Origin of the sequence: Flavonifractor hominis (assembly GCF_040095835.1) — a bacterium.
GTDB classification, from domain to species: Bacteria; Bacillota; Clostridia; order Oscillospirales; family Oscillospiraceae; genus Flavonifractor; species Flavonifractor hominis.
Map to the genome: position 1 here is coordinate 182,529 of NZ_JBBMFT010000002.1, position 17,887 is coordinate 200,415.

General features: G+C 58.8%; 17 protein-coding genes. 2 read left to right on the top strand and 15 right to left on the bottom strand.

Going from position 1 to position 17,887, the window contains the following annotated elements; translation table 11 throughout:
- Window positions 1-146 precede the first annotated feature (146 nt).
- The 5 genes from groL to WMO45_RS05135 all read right to left on the bottom strand — a co-directional run bounded on the left by groL (window position 147) and on the right by WMO45_RS05135 (window position 5,672).
- Window positions 147-1,772, bottom strand: a complete 1,626-nt coding sequence (groL, locus tag WMO45_RS05115) for a chaperonin GroEL (protein WP_349139493.1) — start codon at window positions 1,770-1,772, stop codon at window positions 147-149.
- A 143-nt stretch (window positions 1,773-1,915) separates the two neighbouring features.
- Complete coding sequence (locus WMO45_RS05120; RefSeq protein ID WP_349139494.1) at window positions 1,916-2,200, bottom strand: co-chaperone GroES; 285 nt, start codon at window positions 2,198-2,200, stop codon at window positions 1,916-1,918.
- A gap of 185 nt (window positions 2,201-2,385) precedes the next feature.
- Window positions 2,386-3,360 carry a diacylglycerol/lipid kinase family protein gene (locus WMO45_RS05125; RefSeq protein WP_349139495.1) on the bottom strand — a complete coding sequence of 325 codons (975 nt, stop codon included), beginning with the start codon at window positions 3,358-3,360 and terminating at the stop codon, window positions 2,386-2,388.
- A gap of 33 nt (window positions 3,361-3,393) precedes the next feature.
- Window positions 3,394-4,527: a WG repeat-containing protein gene (locus WMO45_RS05130; RefSeq protein WP_349139496.1), complete on the bottom strand. Its 1,134-nt coding sequence runs from the start codon at window positions 4,525-4,527 to the stop codon at window positions 3,394-3,396.
- A gap of 5 nt (window positions 4,528-4,532) precedes the next feature.
- Entirely contained in the window at window positions 4,533-5,672 is a 1,140-nt protein-coding gene (locus WMO45_RS05135) for a THUMP domain-containing class I SAM-dependent RNA methyltransferase (protein WP_349139497.1), read from the bottom strand.
- A 148-nt stretch (window positions 5,673-5,820) separates the two neighbouring features.
- Between WMO45_RS05135 and WMO45_RS05140 the strand changes: the two genes are divergently transcribed.
- Window positions 5,821-6,276 carry an NfeD family protein gene (locus WMO45_RS05140; protein WP_349139498.1) on the top strand — a complete coding sequence of 152 codons (456 nt, stop codon included), beginning with the start codon at window positions 5,821-5,823 and terminating at the stop codon, window positions 6,274-6,276.
- Window positions 6,277-6,293: 17 nt separating this feature from the next.
- Window positions 6,294-7,208, top strand: a complete 915-nt coding sequence (locus tag WMO45_RS05145; protein WP_349139499.1) for an SPFH domain-containing protein — start codon at window positions 6,294-6,296, stop codon at window positions 7,206-7,208.
- A 53-nt stretch (window positions 7,209-7,261) separates the two neighbouring features.
- Here the strand turns inward: WMO45_RS05145 and WMO45_RS05150 are convergent, their stop codons facing one another.
- From WMO45_RS05150 to rnpM, 10 genes are all read right to left on the bottom strand, one after another.
- Window positions 7,262-9,022, bottom strand: a complete 1,761-nt coding sequence (locus WMO45_RS05150) for an aryl-sulfate sulfotransferase (RefSeq protein ID WP_349139500.1) — start codon at window positions 9,020-9,022, stop codon at window positions 7,262-7,264.
- Window positions 9,023-9,061: 39 nt separating this feature from the next.
- Entirely contained in the window at window positions 9,062-9,838 is a 777-nt protein-coding gene (locus WMO45_RS05155; RefSeq protein ID WP_349139501.1) for a sulfite exporter TauE/SafE family protein, read from the bottom strand.
- A gap of 157 nt (window positions 9,839-9,995) precedes the next feature.
- Window positions 9,996-11,309 (bottom strand): DUF1576 domain-containing protein, encoded by a 1,314-nt coding sequence (locus tag WMO45_RS05160; protein WP_349139502.1) that lies wholly within the window; start codon window positions 11,307-11,309, stop codon window positions 9,996-9,998.
- Between the two features lie 38 nt (window positions 11,310-11,347).
- Entirely contained in the window at window positions 11,348-12,256 is a 909-nt protein-coding gene (gene ribF, locus WMO45_RS05165; protein ID WP_349139503.1) for a riboflavin biosynthesis protein RibF, read from the bottom strand.
- Between the two features lie 3 nt (window positions 12,257-12,259).
- Window positions 12,260-13,153 (bottom strand): tRNA pseudouridine(55) synthase TruB, encoded by an 894-nt coding sequence (gene truB, locus WMO45_RS05170; protein WP_349139504.1) that lies wholly within the window; start codon window positions 13,151-13,153, stop codon window positions 12,260-12,262.
- Window positions 13,146-14,096, bottom strand: coding sequence for a DHH family phosphoesterase (locus WMO45_RS05175; RefSeq protein WP_349139505.1), 951 nt, complete (start codon window positions 14,094-14,096; stop codon window positions 13,146-13,148). The genes truB and WMO45_RS05175 overlap by 8 nt, the downstream gene beginning before the upstream one ends.
- Before the next feature lie 5 nt (window positions 14,097-14,101).
- Complete coding sequence (rbfA, locus tag WMO45_RS05180; RefSeq protein WP_349139506.1) at window positions 14,102-14,491, bottom strand: 30S ribosome-binding factor RbfA; 390 nt, start codon at window positions 14,489-14,491, stop codon at window positions 14,102-14,104.
- A gap of 97 nt (window positions 14,492-14,588) precedes the next feature.
- On the bottom strand, window positions 14,589-16,970 hold the full coding sequence (gene infB, locus WMO45_RS05185) for a translation initiation factor IF-2 (RefSeq protein WP_435387679.1): 2,382 nt from the start codon (window positions 16,968-16,970) through the stop codon (window positions 14,589-14,591).
- Window positions 16,971-17,066: 96 nt separating this feature from the next.
- Window positions 17,067-17,597: a L7Ae/L30e/S12e/Gadd45 family ribosomal protein gene (locus WMO45_RS05190; protein ID WP_349139507.1), complete on the bottom strand. Its 531-nt coding sequence runs from the start codon at window positions 17,595-17,597 to the stop codon at window positions 17,067-17,069.
- Complete coding sequence (gene rnpM, locus WMO45_RS05195) at window positions 17,590-17,862, bottom strand: RNase P modulator RnpM (RefSeq protein ID WP_349139508.1); 273 nt, start codon at window positions 17,860-17,862, stop codon at window positions 17,590-17,592. Before rnpM ends, WMO45_RS05190 begins: the two co-directional genes overlap by 8 nt.
- Between the last annotated feature and the right edge of the window lie 25 nt (window positions 17,863-17,887).

Sequence of the window (17,887 nt, forward strand, 5' to 3'; positions counted from 1 at the left end):
ACCTCCATTCTCTTATCTAAGGCCTTGCATTGCCTTAATCATACCATAAGCATGGACGAAAACAAGCCGGAAAGGTTCCATATTTTTACCACATAAAAAAGGGGCCCCCGGAACCATGTTCCGGGGGCCCAAACCTTGGCGTTGGATCAATACATACCGCCCATGTCGGGGGCAGCGGGAGCCGCGGGAGCGGGCTCCTTCTTGTCGGCCACCAGGGACTCGGTGGTCAGCAGGGTAGCGGCAATAGAAGCGGCATTCTCCAGAGCGGAGCGGGTCACCTTGGTGGGATCCACGATGCCAGCGGAAATCATGTCCACATAGGTCTCGTTGTAGGCGTCGAAGCCATAGCCAACCTTGTCGGCCTTCTTCACGTTCTCCAGAACCACGGAGCCGTCGATGCCGGCGTTGGTGGCGATCTGACGCATGGGCTCGGTCAGAGCCTTGGCAATGATGCGCACGCCGGTCTTCTCATCGCCCTCGGTCTCGGCCAGCAGCTTCTCCACGGCGGGCACGGCGTTCACATAAGCGGTACCGCCGCCAGCCACGATGCCTTCCTCAACTGCGGCGCGGGTGGCGTTCAGGGCGTCCTCGATGCGCAGCTTCTTCTCCTTCATCTCCACCTCGGTGGCAGCACCCACGCGGATGATGGCTACGCCGCCGGCCATCTTGGCCAGGCGCTCCTGGAGCTTCTCGCGGTCATAGTCGGAAGTGGTGGTCTCGATCTGGCTGCGGATCTGGTTGGTGCGGTTCTTGATAGCCTCGGAGCTGCCGGCGCCGTCCACGATGATAGTGTTCTCCTTGGAGACCTTCACCTGGCGGGCACGACCCAGCATATCCATGGTGGCTTCCTTCAGCTCATAGCCCATGTCGGAAGTGACGACGGTACCGCCGGTCAGCACAGCGATATCCTCCAGCATCTCCTTGCGGCGGTCGCCGAAGCCGGGGGCCTTGACGCACACCACATTCAGGGTGCCGCGCAGCTTGTTGACGATCAGGGTGGACAGAGCCTCGCCCTCCACGTCCTCGGCGATGACCAGCAGCTTCTTGCCGGACTGCACCACCTGCTCCAGGATGGGCAGCAGCTCCTGGATGTTGGAGATCTTCTTGTCGGTGATCAGGATGAGCGCGTCGTCCAGGACGGCCTCCATCTTCTCGGTGTCGGTGACCATATAGGGGGTGATGTAGCCCCGGTCAAACTGCATGCCTTCCACGACCTCGCTGTAGGTCTCAGCGGTCTTGGACTCCTCAACGGTGATGACGCCGTCGTGGGAAACCTTCTCCATGGCCTCGGCGATCAGCTTGCCGATGGTCTCATCACCGGAGGACACAGCGCCTACGCGGGCAATGTCGTCAGAGCCGTTGACCTTCTGGCTGTTGGCCTTGATGGCGTCAATGGCAGCGGTGGTGGCCTTGGCAATGCCCTTCTTCATAACCATGGGGTTGGCACCGGCAGCCAGGTTCTTCAGGCCCTCGCGGATGATGGCCTGAGCCAGCAGGGTGGCGGTGGTGGTGCCGTCGCCGGCCACATCGTTGGTCTTGGTGGAAACTTCCTTCACCAGCTGAGCGCCCATGTTCTCAAAGGGATCCTCCAGTTCGATCTCCTTGGCGATGGTCACACCGTCGTTGGTGATGAGGGGAGCGCCGAACTTCTTGTCCAGCACCACGTTGCGGCCCTTGGGGCCCATCGTGATCTTAACGGTATCAGCGAGCTGGTTAACGCCGCGCTCCAGAGCGTGACGGGCTTCCTCGCCGTAGCAGATAATCTTAGCCATAACGAATTACCTCCATGAAAATTCCGCCTTGGCGGAATAAAATTTAAAATCTGTCCGGAGCAGGACATGTGCCTGCCCAGGACACCGGCGGGCAACCGCCTTTGCGTGTAAAAGCAAGGGGATACAATCCCCCTGGACGGTCTTTACTCGACAATCGCCAGGATATCAGACTGACGGACGATGGTGTACTCTTCGCCGTCCACCTTGACCTCGGTGCCGGAGTACTTGCTGGTAATGACCTTGTCGCCCACCTTCACAGTCATGGTGACTTCCTTGCCGTCCACCATACCGCCGGGGCCCACCTCGATAACTTCAGCCACTTCGGGCTTCTCCTTGGCAGCACCAGTCAGGATAATGCCGCTCTTGGTCTTCTCCTCGGCCTCCACCAGCTTAATGACCACACGGTCAGCAAGGGGCTTGAGTTTCATAATGGGTTCCTCCTTACATGTATCTTTATTTTTCTTATTAAGCAATTCAGCAGGTTAGCACTCATTTTGTCAGAGTGCTAACCTGCTTATAATAATAACCTCACTTGCGGCTTTCCGCAAGTCCTGATTTTTTAATAATTTGTTAATTTTGCATGTCAGCGTGCCTTCTGCTCTATCCAGCCCGCTTAATATACTGCAAACGCGCTATTTCTCTCATTTTTTCGTTTTTTTGCGTTTTGTACCCGCCTGCCAGGATCCCAGTGAGTACCAGTCGGAAAGAAAAAGTTCAATTTTTTAGCAGACACACAGATAGAGAGCTCAGAATCCAGCAGTTCCTCCCCATCCAGATTGATGGCGCTGACCCGGTCACAGGTAATGTGCATCTCCCGGCCCTGCCGCAGGATGACCCCATCGATCTCCCCGGCTCCCCCTTTGGCATATTTGCCGATCAGAGAGGCCACAGTCATTCGGGACACGGCAGGGATGACCACAAAGTTCAGCAGCCCATCGTCCGGCATAGCATCCGGGCTGGGGTTGAATCCCCCGCCATAGTATCGGCCATTGCAGGCACACAGAAGGGTAAATTCTTCTCCGGGCAAAACCTCGCCGTCGATCTCAACCCGGTAGGGCAGGTGGATACCCTGAACAATGGTCCGCAGCGCAGAGAGCTTATATGCCATCGTCCCACTCACCAGCGGAAGCTTTTTAAAGTCCGCAGCGCCCAGGCCAATCCGTGCATCAAACCCCACCGAACACACATTAAGCGCCAGCCGGCCGTTGCACTCGATCAGGTCCAGGGGGGCTTGGGGCGCATCCAACAAGGCGCTCAGATCATAAAACCGGCAGGCATCGGGACCAAACATGCGAAGAAAATCATTGCCTGATCCCATGGGGTAATGGGTCACGGCGGCATTGTCATACCCGGCGGCACCGGCAACCGCCTCATTGAGCGTACCATCTCCCCCACAGGCATAGATGCGCACGGCCTCCCCCGTCTCCGCCGCCGTCCGGGCCAATTCAGCCGCATGACCAGGATACTGCGTCACTGCGGCCTGCCACTCCTCATCCCGTCCCTGCATGGCGGTCTGAATCTTCTCCCGCATCTCCTGGGTACGGTCATATTTTCCCGCATGGGGATTCATTAGGAAAAGGTGCTTCACGAACCAAAGTTCCTCCTTCTTCTGCTCCGTTCGTCAGGACCAAAGCGTCAGCCGCTGTTCGGCCCGGGCCATACGGGAAACGATGGCCGCCGCTTCGGCGCGGCTTACCGTGTCCGCCGGGCGAAACGTCAGCTCACCATCCACGCCGGAAAAAATGCCTTTGGCATATAGGCTGTAAATGGCGTTGGCCTGAGGCACCGTCTTATCCACATCGGGAATACTCTCCATCACCCGGGTCAAGCTGTTGATCTGAGGCATTCTCCGTGCCAGACTGGTAGCGGCAAAAATACGGGCCATCTCCGCCCGGGTCACCGGCCTGGTATAGTCCGTCTCGGAAAAATCGCCCTGTCGGATGATACCGCTGGCCAGACAATACTCCACCGCCGGCTGATACCATGCCTGCCCCTCGGAAGGCCGAAGGTGAAAGTTGTCCTCCTTGTACCGGCTCTCCATGGTGGCGGCCAGCTTCAGCACCTCCGCCACACTGAGGGTTTGCTCCGGGGCAAAACGGCCGCCGCCCACGCCGGAGGTAAGTCCCACATTATAGGCCACATCTACCCACAAGGCATACCAGTCCCTGGGAGATACGTCGCTGAAGGCGGGCAATTTCCCCCGTGTCAGAGGAAACTGGGCGGAATCCACACCACGCTCAGCCAAAATTCCGGGCAATTCAAAGACGGGGATCTTGGTGCTCACACCGTTTTTGGTCATGGTAAGCACCTGGGTGCCCCCCTGTTCCGCCACCTGCACGCTGTCATATTCCAGCGGGTAGAGCACCTCGTCTGATCCCCCCTGTCCATTGGGGACCGGCAGGATGCTCACCACACCCCAGCCGCCCCCCTTCTGCGCGATGTACAATCCGCAGTCGATGGGCAGCAGAGTATCATACTCCGGCTGGATGAGGTAGGTCCCGTCCTGCCGGATCACCCCCAGCTTGCCGTTTAGGTTTACCGCGGCGATGCCCAGTTGGAAGGAGACGATGCTGTCATACTGCAGGGGGATGACCACGTTCCTCTGTCCGTCCACATAGCCCCATTTCCCATTCAGTTCGCACTGGGCCAGCCCCTCGCTGTATCCCCAGACCGTGGCTCCGGCAGGTGCGGCGGACACCGGCACGCACAGCAATCCCACGCACAGCAGCAGTGCCGCCAAGCCTCGTGCTTTCATGGCTCTCACCCCTTCTTTCCCCGCTTCTGGCCTCCATAGAAAAACAAGTCACACTTGATCATACCGTTATAAAGCTTGCGCTTGCGGTCGGCCATGCGGCCAAAGGTCCGCTCAAACTCAGTGTGAGAGGAGAGCACCGCCAGTTCCCACCCCTCGCTCAGGCTCCGGACTGCCTGTCCGAACGCGCGGTAGAGATCCTCAGCCTCCCGCTTTTCCAGAATGCGTTCTCCGTAGGGCGGATTGGTGACCACCCGGCCCTTGGGCGCATCACGGTAAAATTTTGTGGCGTCGGCCACTTCAAAGCGCACCAGGTTCTCCACATCCGCCTTTTCGGCGTTGCTGCGGGCAATATACACCGCCCGGGGATCGATGTCGCCGCCCCAGATGTCGTATTCCCCGTCGTACTCCTGATCCATGGCTTCGCCGGCAGCCTCCAGCCACAGCCCGCTGTCCAACCACTTCCACTTCTGGGCGGAGAAGGCCCGGTTGAGGCCGGGGGCCCGGTTCTTGGCAATCAGAGCGGCCTCAATGGCGATGGTACCCGAGCCGCAGAAAGGATCGCAAAAAGGTTCCTTTCCCCGATAGCGGGAAAGGAGCACCATGGCGGCAGCCAGGGTCTCCCGCAGGGGGGCCACCACCCCTACCGCCCGGTAGCCCCGCTTGTGCAGGCCGGCTCCCGAGGTATCCAGCATCAGCGTAGCCTCATCCTTCATAATGGAAAACTGGATCTGATACAGCGGCCCGGTCTCGGGCAGCGTCTCCAGTCCATAGGCCGACCCCAGCCGGGCCGCCACTGCCTTTTTCACGATAGACTGACAGGCGGGCACCGCGTGCAGCTTGGAGTTGAGGGCATAGCCCTTTACCGGGAAGCTTCCCTCCCGTGGGATAAAGTCCTCCCAGGGCAGTGCCCGGGTTCCTTCAAACAGTGCGTCAAAGTCCTCCGCCGGGAACCGTCCCAGCACCAGCAGCACCCGCTCGCCGGTGCGCAGGTTCAGATTAACCCGCGGGATATCCGCCGGACGGGCCCGGCAGAAAACCCGGCCGTTCTCCGCCCGGACTTCCTCCAGCCCCAGCCGCCGCAGTTCATTGGCGCATACGCCCTCCAGCCCGAACAGCGTCGGGATCAGCAGTTGCAGATCGTTCATGACAAGCTCCTTTTTTCCCTCATCGGTCCTATTACCAGCAGTATACCTTATTTCCCCGTGCTTGGCAAATCAGGAATGCAAAAATGCTTTTCTTTTTCCCATAGTTGTGCTAGGATAGCCTTAGAATTCTGAAAGGAGGGCGATCCATATGCCTATACCCAGCATCTGCTGGCTGGTGGCACTGGTGCTTCTTCTGGTGCTGGAGGCGGTCACAGTCGGTCTGGTCTCCATCTGGTTTGCAGCCGGCGCCCTGTGTGCGCTGATCTTGTCCTTTTTTACGGGCAACATCTGGATTCAGTTTGCTGCATTCCTGATCGTCTCATTCCTGTGCCTGCTGGTGGTGCGGCCTTTGGCCCGGCGTTTTGCCGATCCTCACCGGGTGGCCACCAATGCCGACAGGGCCATCGGCTCGGAAGGGATCGTGACTCAGGAGATCAATAACCTGCGGGCTCAGGGACAGGTCACGGTAAACGGCGCGCCCTGGACCGCCCGCTCAGTGGAGGACTCGCTGGTCATTCCCGCCGGTACTAAGGTAACCGTGGTGCGCATCGAGGGAGTCAAGGTCATGGTCTCCCCCGCCCCGTGCGTCGCGGCACAAAAGTAAAAAGGAGGAGTCTGTATATGCCGCCCATTATTCCCATCCTGATCATCGTTCTCGTGGTCCTGTTTCTGTTGGTTCTGGCCCTCAACATCAAGGTCGTGCAGCAGTCCAAGGCTTATGTCATCGAGCGGCTGGGCGCGTTCCACACGGTGTGGGGCGTGGGCATCCATTTCAAGGTCCCCTTTATCGAGCGGGTAGCCAAGGCGGTCTCCCTGAAGGAGCAGGTCGTGGACTTTGCGCCCCAGCCGGTCATCACCAAGGATAACGTAACCATGCAGATCGATACGGTGCTCTATTTCCAGATCACCGACCCCAAGCTCTATACCTACGGTGTGGAGCATCCCATGAGCGCTATTGAGAATCTGACCGCCACCACCCTGCGCAACATCATCGGCGATCTGGAGCTGGACCAGTCCCTGACCAGCCGCGACATTATCAACTCCAAGATGCGCGCTATCCTGGATGAGGCTACCGATCCCTGGGGCATCAAAGTCAACCGTGTGGAGCTGAAGAACATTATCCCGCCCCGTGAGATCCAGGACGCCATGGAAAAGCAGATGAAAGCCGAACGTGAGCGGCGTGAAGCCATCCTTCAGGCCGAAGGTCAGAAGCAGAGCCAGATCCTGGTGGCCGAAGGTGAAAAGCAGTCCCTTATCCTTCGGGCCGACGCAGCCAAGCAGGCCGCCATCATGAAGGCCGAGGGCGAGGCCGAAGCCATTTTGAAGGTACAGCAGGCCACTGCCGAGGCGCTTAAGCTTCTCAATGATGCCAATCCCAACGACGCGGTGCTGAAGATTAAGGCTCTGGAGGCTTTCCAGGCCGCTGCTGACGGAAAAGCCACCAAAATCATCATTCCCTCGGAGATTCAGGGACTGGCCGGACTGTGTGCCTCGGCCAAGACTATTTTTGAAACCGCTCCTGAAACCAAAGAATAAAAGGCAAAAAGGCTCCCGCCGCAGTTCGATGCGGCGGGAGCCTTTTCTATTATTTACTGAAACCAGAGGTCTGTCATTTCATACTTAAACGTACGGTAGTTTTGCATGGTACACTCGTAGGCATATTCCCGGATCAGCGTGCCATCGGCATCGTATTCTCCAAACACCATGGCCACGCCGCTGTTAACCACCCAGTTGTCTCCACACAGCGAACCGTTGGAAACGATGCTGGAATAGGGCACGTCAAAGCTCTGTTCCAGAGCAAAGGTACGCTGGTTCTCGTCAATGCGGTAGATGTATACCTGGCTGCGCTCGCTCCCGTCGCCGTACAGGTCCACACCCACACTGTCGGCCACTGACATTTCAAAATCCCGGCTATTGAGCGACCAGTAGTTGTTATTATACAGCGCCAAATAGTAGATTCCGTCCTCTTCGCCGTCCCGCAGATACTCCACACAGTGCTGCCCGTACTGGGGCACAAAGTCCCCTTCCTGGGTCAGGCAGAGGTCGGCATACTCCGTATCCTGCCAGAAACGCGCATCTCCGGCCAGCCAGTCCACAGCGGCATCGCCATGGAGATCTGTGACTTTGATAATGGTGGAGGTCTCCCGTGAGGAGACGATAAGGCTGTCCTCTTCCGGCAGATAGAGCAGGCTGTTCAGGTGGATCCAGTCCCACTCTCCTGCCTGCCAGAAAAAGTCGTCGGTGGGTGAAACCGGCCTTGTCTGATCAAAATAGGGCTGCATCAGCTGGCTGAAGTCCAAAAGATTGGTCACTTCTCCGCTCTCCAAATCGATAGAGAGCAGCTGATCCTCTACCGTCTCTCCCTCCGCATGTTCGGCCAGAGCCAGCACCTCGCCATCGGCACCGAAGCCAATATCATGGTGCAGCTCATATCCATCCAGTGGATAAACTCCTGTCACCTGACCCAGCCCGTTGATCCGGGCCAATTTGGAGGAGGATACGCAGGTGAGCATCTCTCCATCCTCAAATAGGATCCGGTCCAAACCAAATCCTTCCAGCACCATTTCATAGCGCATCACGCCGTCATTGTCAAAAAAGAATCCGTACCCCAGATAACCGTTGACCCGCATCATGGTAAACAAGCCTTCGGCCTGGGCCTGATCGGATGTCCCCTGGGTAACTTCCAGACGGGTATCGTAGTCGGAGCGGTTTTCAGGCATGTCCACCGTGAAGCGGACAATCTGCCGCACATTGCCCCAACTGCCAGTCATGGTCAGGGTGACTTCGTTGGTCTCACCGGGCACCAAACCGATGATCTGGAACTCATGGATCTTGGAGTACTCCTCCCCGCTGGCATCGGCTGCATCGGCAGTAAAATCCGAGATGCCGTCTACCGCTACGTGGATGTTGTAGCTGACCTTGGTGGGTACGTCAGTCTCAAAGTACAGATATAACCCATTGCTCCCCGTACCGTATGGGTTAAGCACTGCCAGAGGCGTAGTGGCCGTCCAGGTCATGTCGTTAGTGGCTTTCATACTCTCCAAAGCCCCTTCCAGCCGCCGCTGGACCTCCAGATCGTAATAGGTGAATCCTTCTTCCCCTATATCCTCCGGAATGAGCTGGATGGCCCGCAGGCCATCACCCAGTTCAGCCTCGGCATATTCCACCTGCCACTGTTCGTCCTGCCCAATAATGTCGCCGGTCTCTATCTCCCAGTCGGTGCGCACTACGCTCTCCTGGGCAGTAAATGCCTTGGACACTGCCAGTACAATCGGGGGGATTGCTGCCACCAGTATTATCACCCCGATCACCACAGCAAGGAGCAACTTCCTGCGCTTTTTCACTTTCATTTGCCTGATCCCTCTTTCCTGATTCCACATGATTCGTGGTCAAAAATAGGTAATGCCCACCAAAATCACACCTAACACAGTGAGGATCACACCGGTCAGGCGGTTGAGCATACGGGAACTGGCCCGCGTAGCGATGTGTGCGGCGATCTGCGCCCACAGCAGGGTAAAAATCACGCACAGCACCAGCAAATCCAACCTGGGCGGTGCCCCCAGGGCAAAATGGCTGACCGCACCGGTCAGCGCTGAAAAGGTCATCACAAATACACTGGTACCCACAGCTGTCTTGAGCTCATAGCCCAGCACCACGGTGAGGACCATCAGCATCATCATGCCTCCGCCTGCGCCAAAAAAGCCGCAGATGAGTCCGATACACGCCCCGCCCAGCGCCCCCTTGAGGATGCGCTGCCACCGGCTGCCGCCCTGCAGCGTACGCTGACCCGATTTCACCGGCAGCAGCAGGAATTTTAGGCCCAGCACCAGGGTCATAATTACCGAAAATCCTCCCAATGTGCGGTTGGGCACCATGGTGGATAGCCAACTGCCCACCATGGTCATACAAAGTACCCCGCACATCATGACCAGGCCGTTTTTCAGGTCAATGGCTCCGCTTTTGGCATAGGTGCGGGCACTGGCCGCACTGGCCAGCACATCGCTGGCCAGTGCAATTCCGATGGCATCATAGGCAGGCAAGCCTAGAAATGTAATAAGCATAGGGCTGATAACCGTGGCGGCGCTCATTCCAGCAAAGCCAGTGCCCAGTCCGGCGCCCGCTCCCGCCAGAAAACAGATCAGAACTTCCAACCACAACTTACTCAACCCGGATGCCTCCTCCGTGGAAATGGATGCTTTTTTATCTTACCATACGTGTTCCCAGTTGCAAAGAGCCAAAGATGTAAATTTTCTCCTCTTTTCGCCCTTCTGTTTTAAAAACAGGCGCTCCCGTCTGATGATCGGGAGCGCCTGTTTGCAGAAATCATTCCCGCCTGGAAGGCGGAAGAATGGGTTCATCATGCTCAATGGTATCAAAATAATCCTCGTCCTGAAGTTCGGGTTTGCGGTGGCGAATGGCCTCGGAGATGATGGGATAGAGCACAATAGCCAACAGTCCACCCGAAAAGCCATTGTTGTACAGGTTGATCCCTTCCACCGGCGTGCCCGCATGGAGCACCACAGAGGAGTGAAGAAACCCGGCAACCAGACCAAATGGCCAGCCAAAATAACCTGAAATAGGGGCCAATGTGGTGCCAAAGAGCATCGCCAGCTGCACCGAACTCTGATTGATATTCCAATGCATGAAGACTCCGCCCAGTACCACCCCCAGCATAACAGGCAGGATATTACGGGCGTGCTTGCCAAAGGCGGAAAACCCCATGATGGTCAGAATACCGCCCAAAGTGGGCCCGTTCAGATCTCCGCCGGTGAGCAGGATGAAACTCATCCCGATCAGGCCGTTGACGCCTGTGTTGATGAGGGTAGGCGCAGGGCCAAACATACGCAGGTAATCACTGGGAGCCCGGCCGGTGGTGAGCAGCAGCCGGCGGTACCCTGCCCAGGCTGCCCAAGCGGGCCGGCCGCTGAAGAAGAAGCCCAGCAAAATAAGCAAGCCGCACAATACCGTGAGAAACAGCCCCAGCTGAACATTGTACCCCTCCGCCCAGTGGTGAGCTACCTCCGGGGTAGCCCCCAGAGAGGTCATGACCGGCACCAGAATCATGGCCAGCAGTCCGCAGGCAAACCCCATGTTATACAGGTTCATGCCATTTTGGATCTTATACGTATAGGCGGACAAGGGCGGCAGCACAAAGCCCACCACCAGACCGATGAGGATGCCCAAACCCAGATTGCCCCAGCCGTTGTCCAATGCCACATAGCTTACCACCGGCGACAGGGCGGTGGCCAGCAGCGAAACCGAGGCATACTTGCCAAAGGGCTCCTTCCGCACCCGGGTATACAGAAAGGTTCCGGCAATAATGGGCCAGATATTGGCAATGTTTTTTCCAAACAGGGCAAAGCCGGACATAAGCCCCAACTCCACCAGGGTAAAGCCGTTTAGAGGCTCCCGACTGAGGTAGAGTATCCCCAGGCTGATCAGGGTCACCAGGGCAGAATTGACGAAGGCTGCGGCAATACCGGCAATCTCCACATAATCGGTGATGAGCGCATCCTCCGTCAAAATGATCTTCCATAACCCCGGCAGTACACTGGACGGCTCGCCCAGCAGCAAACCGGTAACGATTAGAAATACAGAAAAACAGATGGCGGCCGGGTAGATTTTCTGGTAGCGCATCGGCATTCTCTCCTTACTGGGTCGGCTTCCATTCCTTCTCAGCAGTGGGCGGAAAAATACGCCCGGGTCTGCGCAGCATTGCGCATCACTTCTTCCTTGAGCTCCTCCAGGCTATCAAACTTTCGTTCCCCCCGCAGGCGCTTGTAGAACTCCATACGCAGGCTCTGACCATACAGATCTCCGTTAAAATCCAGGATATAACCTTCCACCGTCACCCGGTCTCCGTCATCCACCGTGGGGCGCACTCCAATGTTGGTGACCGCCGGACGGCTCTCCCCATTTTCAAACCAAACCCTAGTGGCATACACGCCGTGGGCTGGTACCAGTACGCCAGGCTGGAAGTGCAGGTTTACCGTTGGAAAGCCGAGGGTGCTGCCCAGTTTCTTTCCGTGGGCCACCGTATCCGTCAGGGTATGGGGGTGACCCAGGAACTGGTTGGCTCGCTCCATCTCGCCTTGGGCAATGAGTGTACGGATATAGGTGGAAGAAATGGTGATGTGGTCCTGCTCTACCTTGGGAATGATATCACAGCCCACCCCCAGCGTCTGACACAAGCCAGCCAGCCGCTCCGGGTTGCCTTCCCCCTTGTAGCCGAAGTGGAAGTCATGTCCGGCCACCAGATGGACTGCTCCGTGTTCTCCCACCAGGTAGTCTTCCACAAATGCCTGCCAGGACATGTGCATCATGCGCTCGTCAAAATGGGCCACGATCACATCCCGGATCCCGTAGCAGCGCCGCATCAGCTCTGCACGGTCCATGGGAGAGCTCAGCAGCGGCACCACAGGGCTTTTCAGAATCAGGTTCTCCGGATGGGTGTCAAAGGTCACCGCCGCCGGTACTGCGTCCAGCCGGGCTGCTGTCTCCGTCACCCGGCGCAGCAACGCCCCATGTCCCAGATGCACCCCGTCAAAAAAGCCCAGCGCGATGACCCGCTTCTCTTGCTGCATGTTTTACACCTCGAAAAAACTTTTGATGGTCGTCAGCCGGTTCCCTTCCACCCGGCTCAGGGTCAGAAATGCCCCGTCCACGCCGTAGACCCGGTACTCCCCATTCCCCGGCGGCACCGGGAGGTTCAGCGCTGCGCCGTTGCGTATCTTCTTCTCTGCCTGCTCGCTCTTCAGCACCAGCATGGGCAGGCCGGCGAAGCAGGTGTCCACCGGCCTCAGCAGGGCGGACGGATCGCTGGCAGCCTGGATCTGATCCAGAGTCGCCGCACCCTCCAGGGTGTAGTCCCCCACCCGGGTCCTCCGCAGAGCGGACATACTACCGCCGCACCCCAGAGCCTGCCCAATGTCATGGCACAGCGTACGCACATAAGTGCCTTTGGAACAGCGCACCCTCAGATACCAGGTGTCCTCCTCCCGCGGGAAGTCTTCCGGCACCTCGTCTGTCACCTCGAGGGCGTGGATGGTCACCGGCCGCGGGGCCCGTTCCACCTCTTGCCCCGCCCGGGCCAGCTGATAGAGCTTCTTGCCCTGGATCTTGATGGCCGAATACATGGGTGGGATCTGGCTGATGGCTCCTGTAAAGTGGGGCAGTACCTCTTTTAGCCTTTCCCGCTCTACATTCACCGGCCGTTTTTCCAACACCTCTCCGGTCATATCCTGCGTATTTGTGATTACGCCTAGTTTTAGAGCGGCCAAATATTCCTTCTCACCCTCCACGGCAAACTCCACCGCCCGGGTGGCCCGGCCCACAAAGACCGGCAATACTCCCGTGGCCATGGGATCCAGCGTACCCCCGTGGCCAATCCGCCGTTCACGGAGAATCCCCCTCAGCTTGGCACATACATCCATACTGGTCCAACCGGCGGGCTTGTCGATAACAAGAACCCCATTAGCCATTGCATTCCACCTGCCGGATCGCCTCCAGAATGGCAGCCTCAGCCTCTTCCGGTGTGCCGGGTACCGTACACCCGGCAGCGGCGGCATGGCCGCCGCCGCCCAGCAGAGCACATACCTTGGAAGCGTTGAGTCCGCTGCCCGTGCGCACGGAGAGCTTGCACTCGCCTCCCGTCAGTTCTCGGATGGTGATGGAGGTTTCCACCCCCTCAATCTGACCCAGGAACGCGGCAATATCCTCCATGTCCTCCTCGGTGGCTCCCGCCTCCTCCATCAGGGAAAGAGATACGGGGGCCACGGCGATCGTTCCATTTTCATAGCGATGCATGCGCTCCACAATGAGCCGCTCCACCTGCAGCCGGGCCCAGGTCTTGGTGCGGAAATGCCGCTTGTTCAGTGGCAGCACGTCCAGTCCGGTATCCATCAGAGCAGCGGCTACCCGGTGGGTATCCGCCGTAGTATTGCTGTACTGGAAGCAGCCGGTGTCGGTAGCCACCGCCACATAAAGAGGGGCGGCCATCCGCTGCGTTACCGGACCCAGGGTACGCAGGATGTCGTACACCAGCTCGCCGCAGGCGGCCCGCCCGGCATCCAGACAGGTCTGGGCAGCAAAAAATTCCTGGGAAGGGTGATGGTCGATGGCCAGATCAATCCCCCGCTCCAGCCACGCCGCCCCGGCCCGGGTAAAGAGCCCCCGGGCCGCAATATCCACGCTGACCACCCGCTCGGGCACATATCCCTCCGGAGCCAGATAGCCTTCCAGATAGGGGGTAAACAGATGGGTCTCCTCCACACCCGGACAGATGTGAGCAGTTTTTCCCAGCGCCCGCAGTCCCTCGCACAGGGCGGCGGCACAGCCGATGGTATCTCCGTCAGGCCGCTTATGCGTCAGAATAAGATAGCGGTCATGCTCCTGCAGCCAGGCTGCCGCTTCCGTGTAGGTCATCTCGCTCACTCCTCACTGTCCAGGTCGATGTGGGCATTGGCCGGATTGGCCGGCTTCACCACCTCAGGATCCCGGAGCATACTCAGGATGTGCGCTCCGGTGTTGATGGAGTCATCTTCCACAAATTGCAGTTCCGGAGTATAACGCAGCTGCAGAGCCCGGCCCAGTTCCCGCCGCAGGTAGCCTCCGGCAGACTTCAGGCCCTTTACTACTTCCTTCACGTCGCTTTTGTCCAGCACGCTGACGTAAATTTTGGCATAGCGCAGGTCGGAGGTCGTGTCCACCGCCGTGATGGACACCAGCCCGTGCACTCTGGGATCTTTGACTGTACGGATGAGGGTGGCCAGCTCCCGCTGGATCTCCTCGTTGATACGTCCAATACGATTACTTGCCATATTGTTCTCCTATCAAAAGCATACAGACCCGCCCCCTCCTCAAATGACTTGGGGATGGAACGGGTCTGTCTGTAGTTGTTATCGTGTTCCGCGGGGATCAGACTTCGATCTGCTCCATCAGGAAGGCCTCGATCACATCGCCTTCCTTGATATCCTGGAACTTCTCAAAGGTAATACCGCACTCATAACCGGCGGCCACTTCCTTCACGCTGTCCTTAAAGCGCTGGAGGGAGGCAATGGAACCGTCGTAAATGACGATGTTGTCCCGCAGCAGACGCATATTGGCGCCCCGCTGCATCTTGCCGTCGGTGACATAGCAGCCGGCCACCATGCCCACGCCGGTGATGCGGAACACATTGCGCACCTCGGCGCGGCCAAGATCCACTTCCTTGAACTTGGGTGCCAGCATGCCCTTCATGGCGGTCTCGATCTCGTTGATGCAGTCGTAGATCACCCGGTACATACGCATATCCACCTTATTGCGGGCAGCGGTCTCCTTGGCGTTGTTGTCCGGGCGGACATTGAAGCCCACGATGATGGCGTTGGAGGTAGTCGCCAGCATGACGTCGCTCTCGCTGATGGCACCCACTGCGCAGTGGATGACCCGCACCCGCACCTCGTCGTTGGAGATCTTCTCCAAGCTGGCTTTGACCGCCTCGGCAGAACCCTGTACATCGGCCTTGACGATGATGTTCAGGTCCTTCATCTCGCCCTGCTTGATCTGGCTGAACAGATCCTCCAGGCTCACCTTGCCCACGGGAGCAGAGGAGGCCATCTTCTGCTCGTGCTTACGCTGCTCCACCAGCTCGCGGGCCATACGTTCGTCGTCCACAGCGTGGAAATCGTCGCCGGCGCCGGGCACTTCACTCATGCCGATGATCTCCACAGGCACGGAGGGGCCGGCTTCGGTGACCTTCTCACCCCGGGCATTGGTCATGGCGCGGACACGGCCTACGGCGGTGCCGGCAATGATGACATCACCCTGGTGCAGAGTGCCCTTCTGGACCAGCAGGGTGGCAACGGGACCACGGCCCTTGTCCAGGCGGGCCTCAATGACGGCACCGTGGGCGGAGCGGTTGGGATTGGCCTTGAGCTCCTGCATCTCGGCGGTCAGCACGACCATATCCAGCAGGTTGTCGATACCCTCACCGGTCTTGGCAGAGATGGGGCAGATGATGGTCTCGCCGCCCCACTCCTCGGGCACCAGCTCGTACTTGGTGAGCTGCTCCTTGATGCGCTCGGGGTTTGCCTCCGGTTTATCCATCTTGTTGATGGCCACGATGATGGGGATATTGGCCGCCTTGGCATGGTTGATAGACTCCACCGTCTGGGGCATGATGCCGTCGTCAGCGGCCACCACCAGAATGGCCACGTCGGTGATCATGGCACCGCGGGCACGCATGGCGGTAAAGGCCTCATGGCCGGGGGTATCCAGGAAGGTGATGGGCTTGCCCTGTACCTCCACCTGATAGGCGCCGATGTGCTGAGTGATGCCGCCGGCCTCGCCCGCCGCCACGTGGGCATTGCGGATATAGTCCAGCAGAGAGGTCTTGCCGTGGTCGACGTGGCCCATGACCACCACCACAGGGGCGCGGGGGAGCAGATCCTCCTCCTTGTCCTCGGCGGTATCGATGAGGCGCTCTTCGATGGTGACAATGACTTCCTTCTCCACCTTGCAGCCCAGCTCTTCGGCAATGATGGCAGCAGTGTCGAAGTCAATGACGTCGCTGAGGGAAGCCATGACACCGTTCTTCATCAGGGTCTTGACCACTTCGGCACCGGTCTTTTTCATCCGGCTGGCCAGCTCACCCACACCGATCTCATCCGGGATCTTGACGGTGAGGGGGGTCTTCTTGGCAATCTCCAGCTGGAGCCGGCGCATCTTCTCCTGCTCCTCCTGGCGGCGCTTGTTGCCGCCCTGGAAACCGCCCTTGCGCTGGTTGCGGCCCTGGAACTTCTGCTTGCCGGCCTGCATCTGCTTGGTCTTGCCCGCCGCCAGGTTCTCCAGACGCTCGTCGTACTTTTCCAGGTTTACGTCGCCGCCCTTACGGGTATCCACCACCTTCTTCTCGGGAATACGGGTGGTGGGGCGCTGAGGCGCCGGCTGCTGGCCACCATTCTGGGGCCGGGCAGGGGCGGCGTTCTGGCCGCCGTTCTGGGGGCGTGCAGGGGCAGGCTGAGCTGCCGGTTTGTGGCCCTGGTTCTGCGGGGCAGAAGCCTTGGGATTCTCCGCCTTGGCCGCAGGCTTGGGTTCCCGGTAGACGTCAGCATAAATGCTCTCGATATTCTCCACCTGGTTGTGCTGAGTCAGATACTCAAAGACCAGATTCAGCTCCCGCTCGTCCAGGGGCTGCATGTGGTTTTTCGGGGTCGTTGCATATTTGGTCAGGATATCAGTGATCTCCTTGGAGTTCTTGCCAAAATCCTTGGCCACCTCGTGTACACGATATTTGTTGTTCAGCAAATAAGCCACCTCCAACTGGCGGGCTTGCGCCAATAGGAAAACACAGCGGACCCGCTGCGCTTTCTTATTGGAACAAGCCCAGTTTGTTCCAATACGTGCTGCGCCATCTTCTCATGGCGTCTTTTTATGAATGGTCAGCCTGCCCTTTGGCATGATACGCGGAGCAGGTGCGGCCGGTTTCACTGTCGGCTCCGGCGCCGGCTTGGGGGGAGCGGCCCAGGGCTTCTTCTTTCCCTTTTGCAGGTTCTTCTCATGGCGGCGCTGCTCCTTCTGACGTTGGAGCGCTTTTTCCGCTTTCCCGGCCAACTGTTCAGCCAGAGCACGCCCGTCCTCACCGCCGGCGGCGGTCAGACGACCGGCCAGCGCCGAGGCCAGACCTATATCGGTCAGAGCCAGCATGGCACAAGAGCTGCGGCCCACTGCACCGCCCAGCTCTGCCTTGCTGTAAGGCACACGCAACCAGGGAGTCTGCCCGGCCTGAGCAAAATGGCCGGCCCGGCGAACGCTGTTCTCCGCCGCGTCCCCGGCCACCAGGATGAGCTTGGCCTGCCGCGCCCGGGCGGCGGCGCCCACCGGCTCCTCCCCCACCTCTACGCGGCCCGCCTTCCGGGCAATGCCCAGCAGATGCAGTACGCTATCCATCGCCGCCCTCCTTCATCTGGGCCTCCAGCGCGTCGTATACGCCGTCCGGCATAGCCTGGGCAAAGGTGCGCTCCAACGCCTTGGACTTGCGCGCTTTCTTGAGGCAGGCCTCATCGGGGCACACATAGGCACCCCGGCCGGGCTTTTTGCCCTTAAAGTCCAGGGAGATCTCTCCCTCCGGGCTCTTCACCACCCGGATCAGTTCCTTCTTCGGTTTCATTTCCCGGCAGCCCACGCACTGGCGCAGGGGGATCTTCTTGGGCATAGTCTCACCTCCAGGGGCGGACCCA

Excerpts from the sequence above, each read along its gene's own strand:
- WMO45_RS05130 (WP_349139496.1), bottom strand. The coding sequence starts at position 4,527 with ATGAAAGCACGAGGCTTGGCGGCACTGCTGCTGTGCGTGGGATTGCTG.
- WMO45_RS05135 (WP_349139497.1), bottom strand. The coding sequence starts at position 5,672 with ATGAACGATCTGCAACTGCTGATCCCGACGCTGTTCGGGCTGGAGGGC.
- WMO45_RS05140 (WP_349139498.1), top strand. The coding sequence starts at position 5,821 with ATGCCTATACCCAGCATCTGCTGGCTGGTGGCACTGGTGCTTCTTCTG.
- WMO45_RS05145 (WP_349139499.1), top strand. The coding sequence starts at position 6,294 with ATGCCGCCCATTATTCCCATCCTGATCATCGTTCTCGTGGTCCTGTTT.
- rnpM (WP_349139508.1), bottom strand. The coding sequence starts at position 17,862 with ATGCCCAAGAAGATCCCCCTGCGCCAGTGCGTGGGCTGCCGGGAAATG.
- groL (WP_349139493.1), bottom strand. The coding sequence starts at position 1,772 with ATGGCTAAGATTATCTGCTACGGCGAGGAAGCCCGTCACGCTCTGGAG.
- WMO45_RS05120 (WP_349139494.1), bottom strand. The coding sequence starts at position 2,200 with ATGAAACTCAAGCCCCTTGCTGACCGTGTGGTCATTAAGCTGGTGGAG.
- WMO45_RS05160 (WP_349139502.1), bottom strand. The coding sequence starts at position 11,309 with ATGCGCTACCAGAAAATCTACCCGGCCGCCATCTGTTTTTCTGTATTT.
- ribF (WP_349139503.1), bottom strand. The coding sequence starts at position 12,256 with ATGCAGCAAGAGAAGCGGGTCATCGCGCTGGGCTTTTTTGACGGGGTG.
- WMO45_RS05190 (WP_349139507.1), bottom strand. The coding sequence starts at position 17,597 with ATGGATAGCGTACTGCATCTGCTGGGCATTGCCCGGAAGGCGGGCCGC.
- WMO45_RS05175 (WP_349139505.1), bottom strand. The coding sequence starts at position 14,096 with ATGACCTACACGGAAGCGGCAGCCTGGCTGCAGGAGCATGACCGCTAT.
- WMO45_RS05150 (WP_349139500.1), bottom strand. The coding sequence starts at position 9,022 with ATGAAAGTGAAAAAGCGCAGGAAGTTGCTCCTTGCTGTGGTGATCGGG.
- rbfA (WP_349139506.1), bottom strand. The coding sequence starts at position 14,491 with ATGGCAAGTAATCGTATTGGACGTATCAACGAGGAGATCCAGCGGGAG.
- truB (WP_349139504.1), bottom strand. The coding sequence starts at position 13,153 with ATGGCTAATGGGGTTCTTGTTATCGACAAGCCCGCCGGTTGGACCAGT.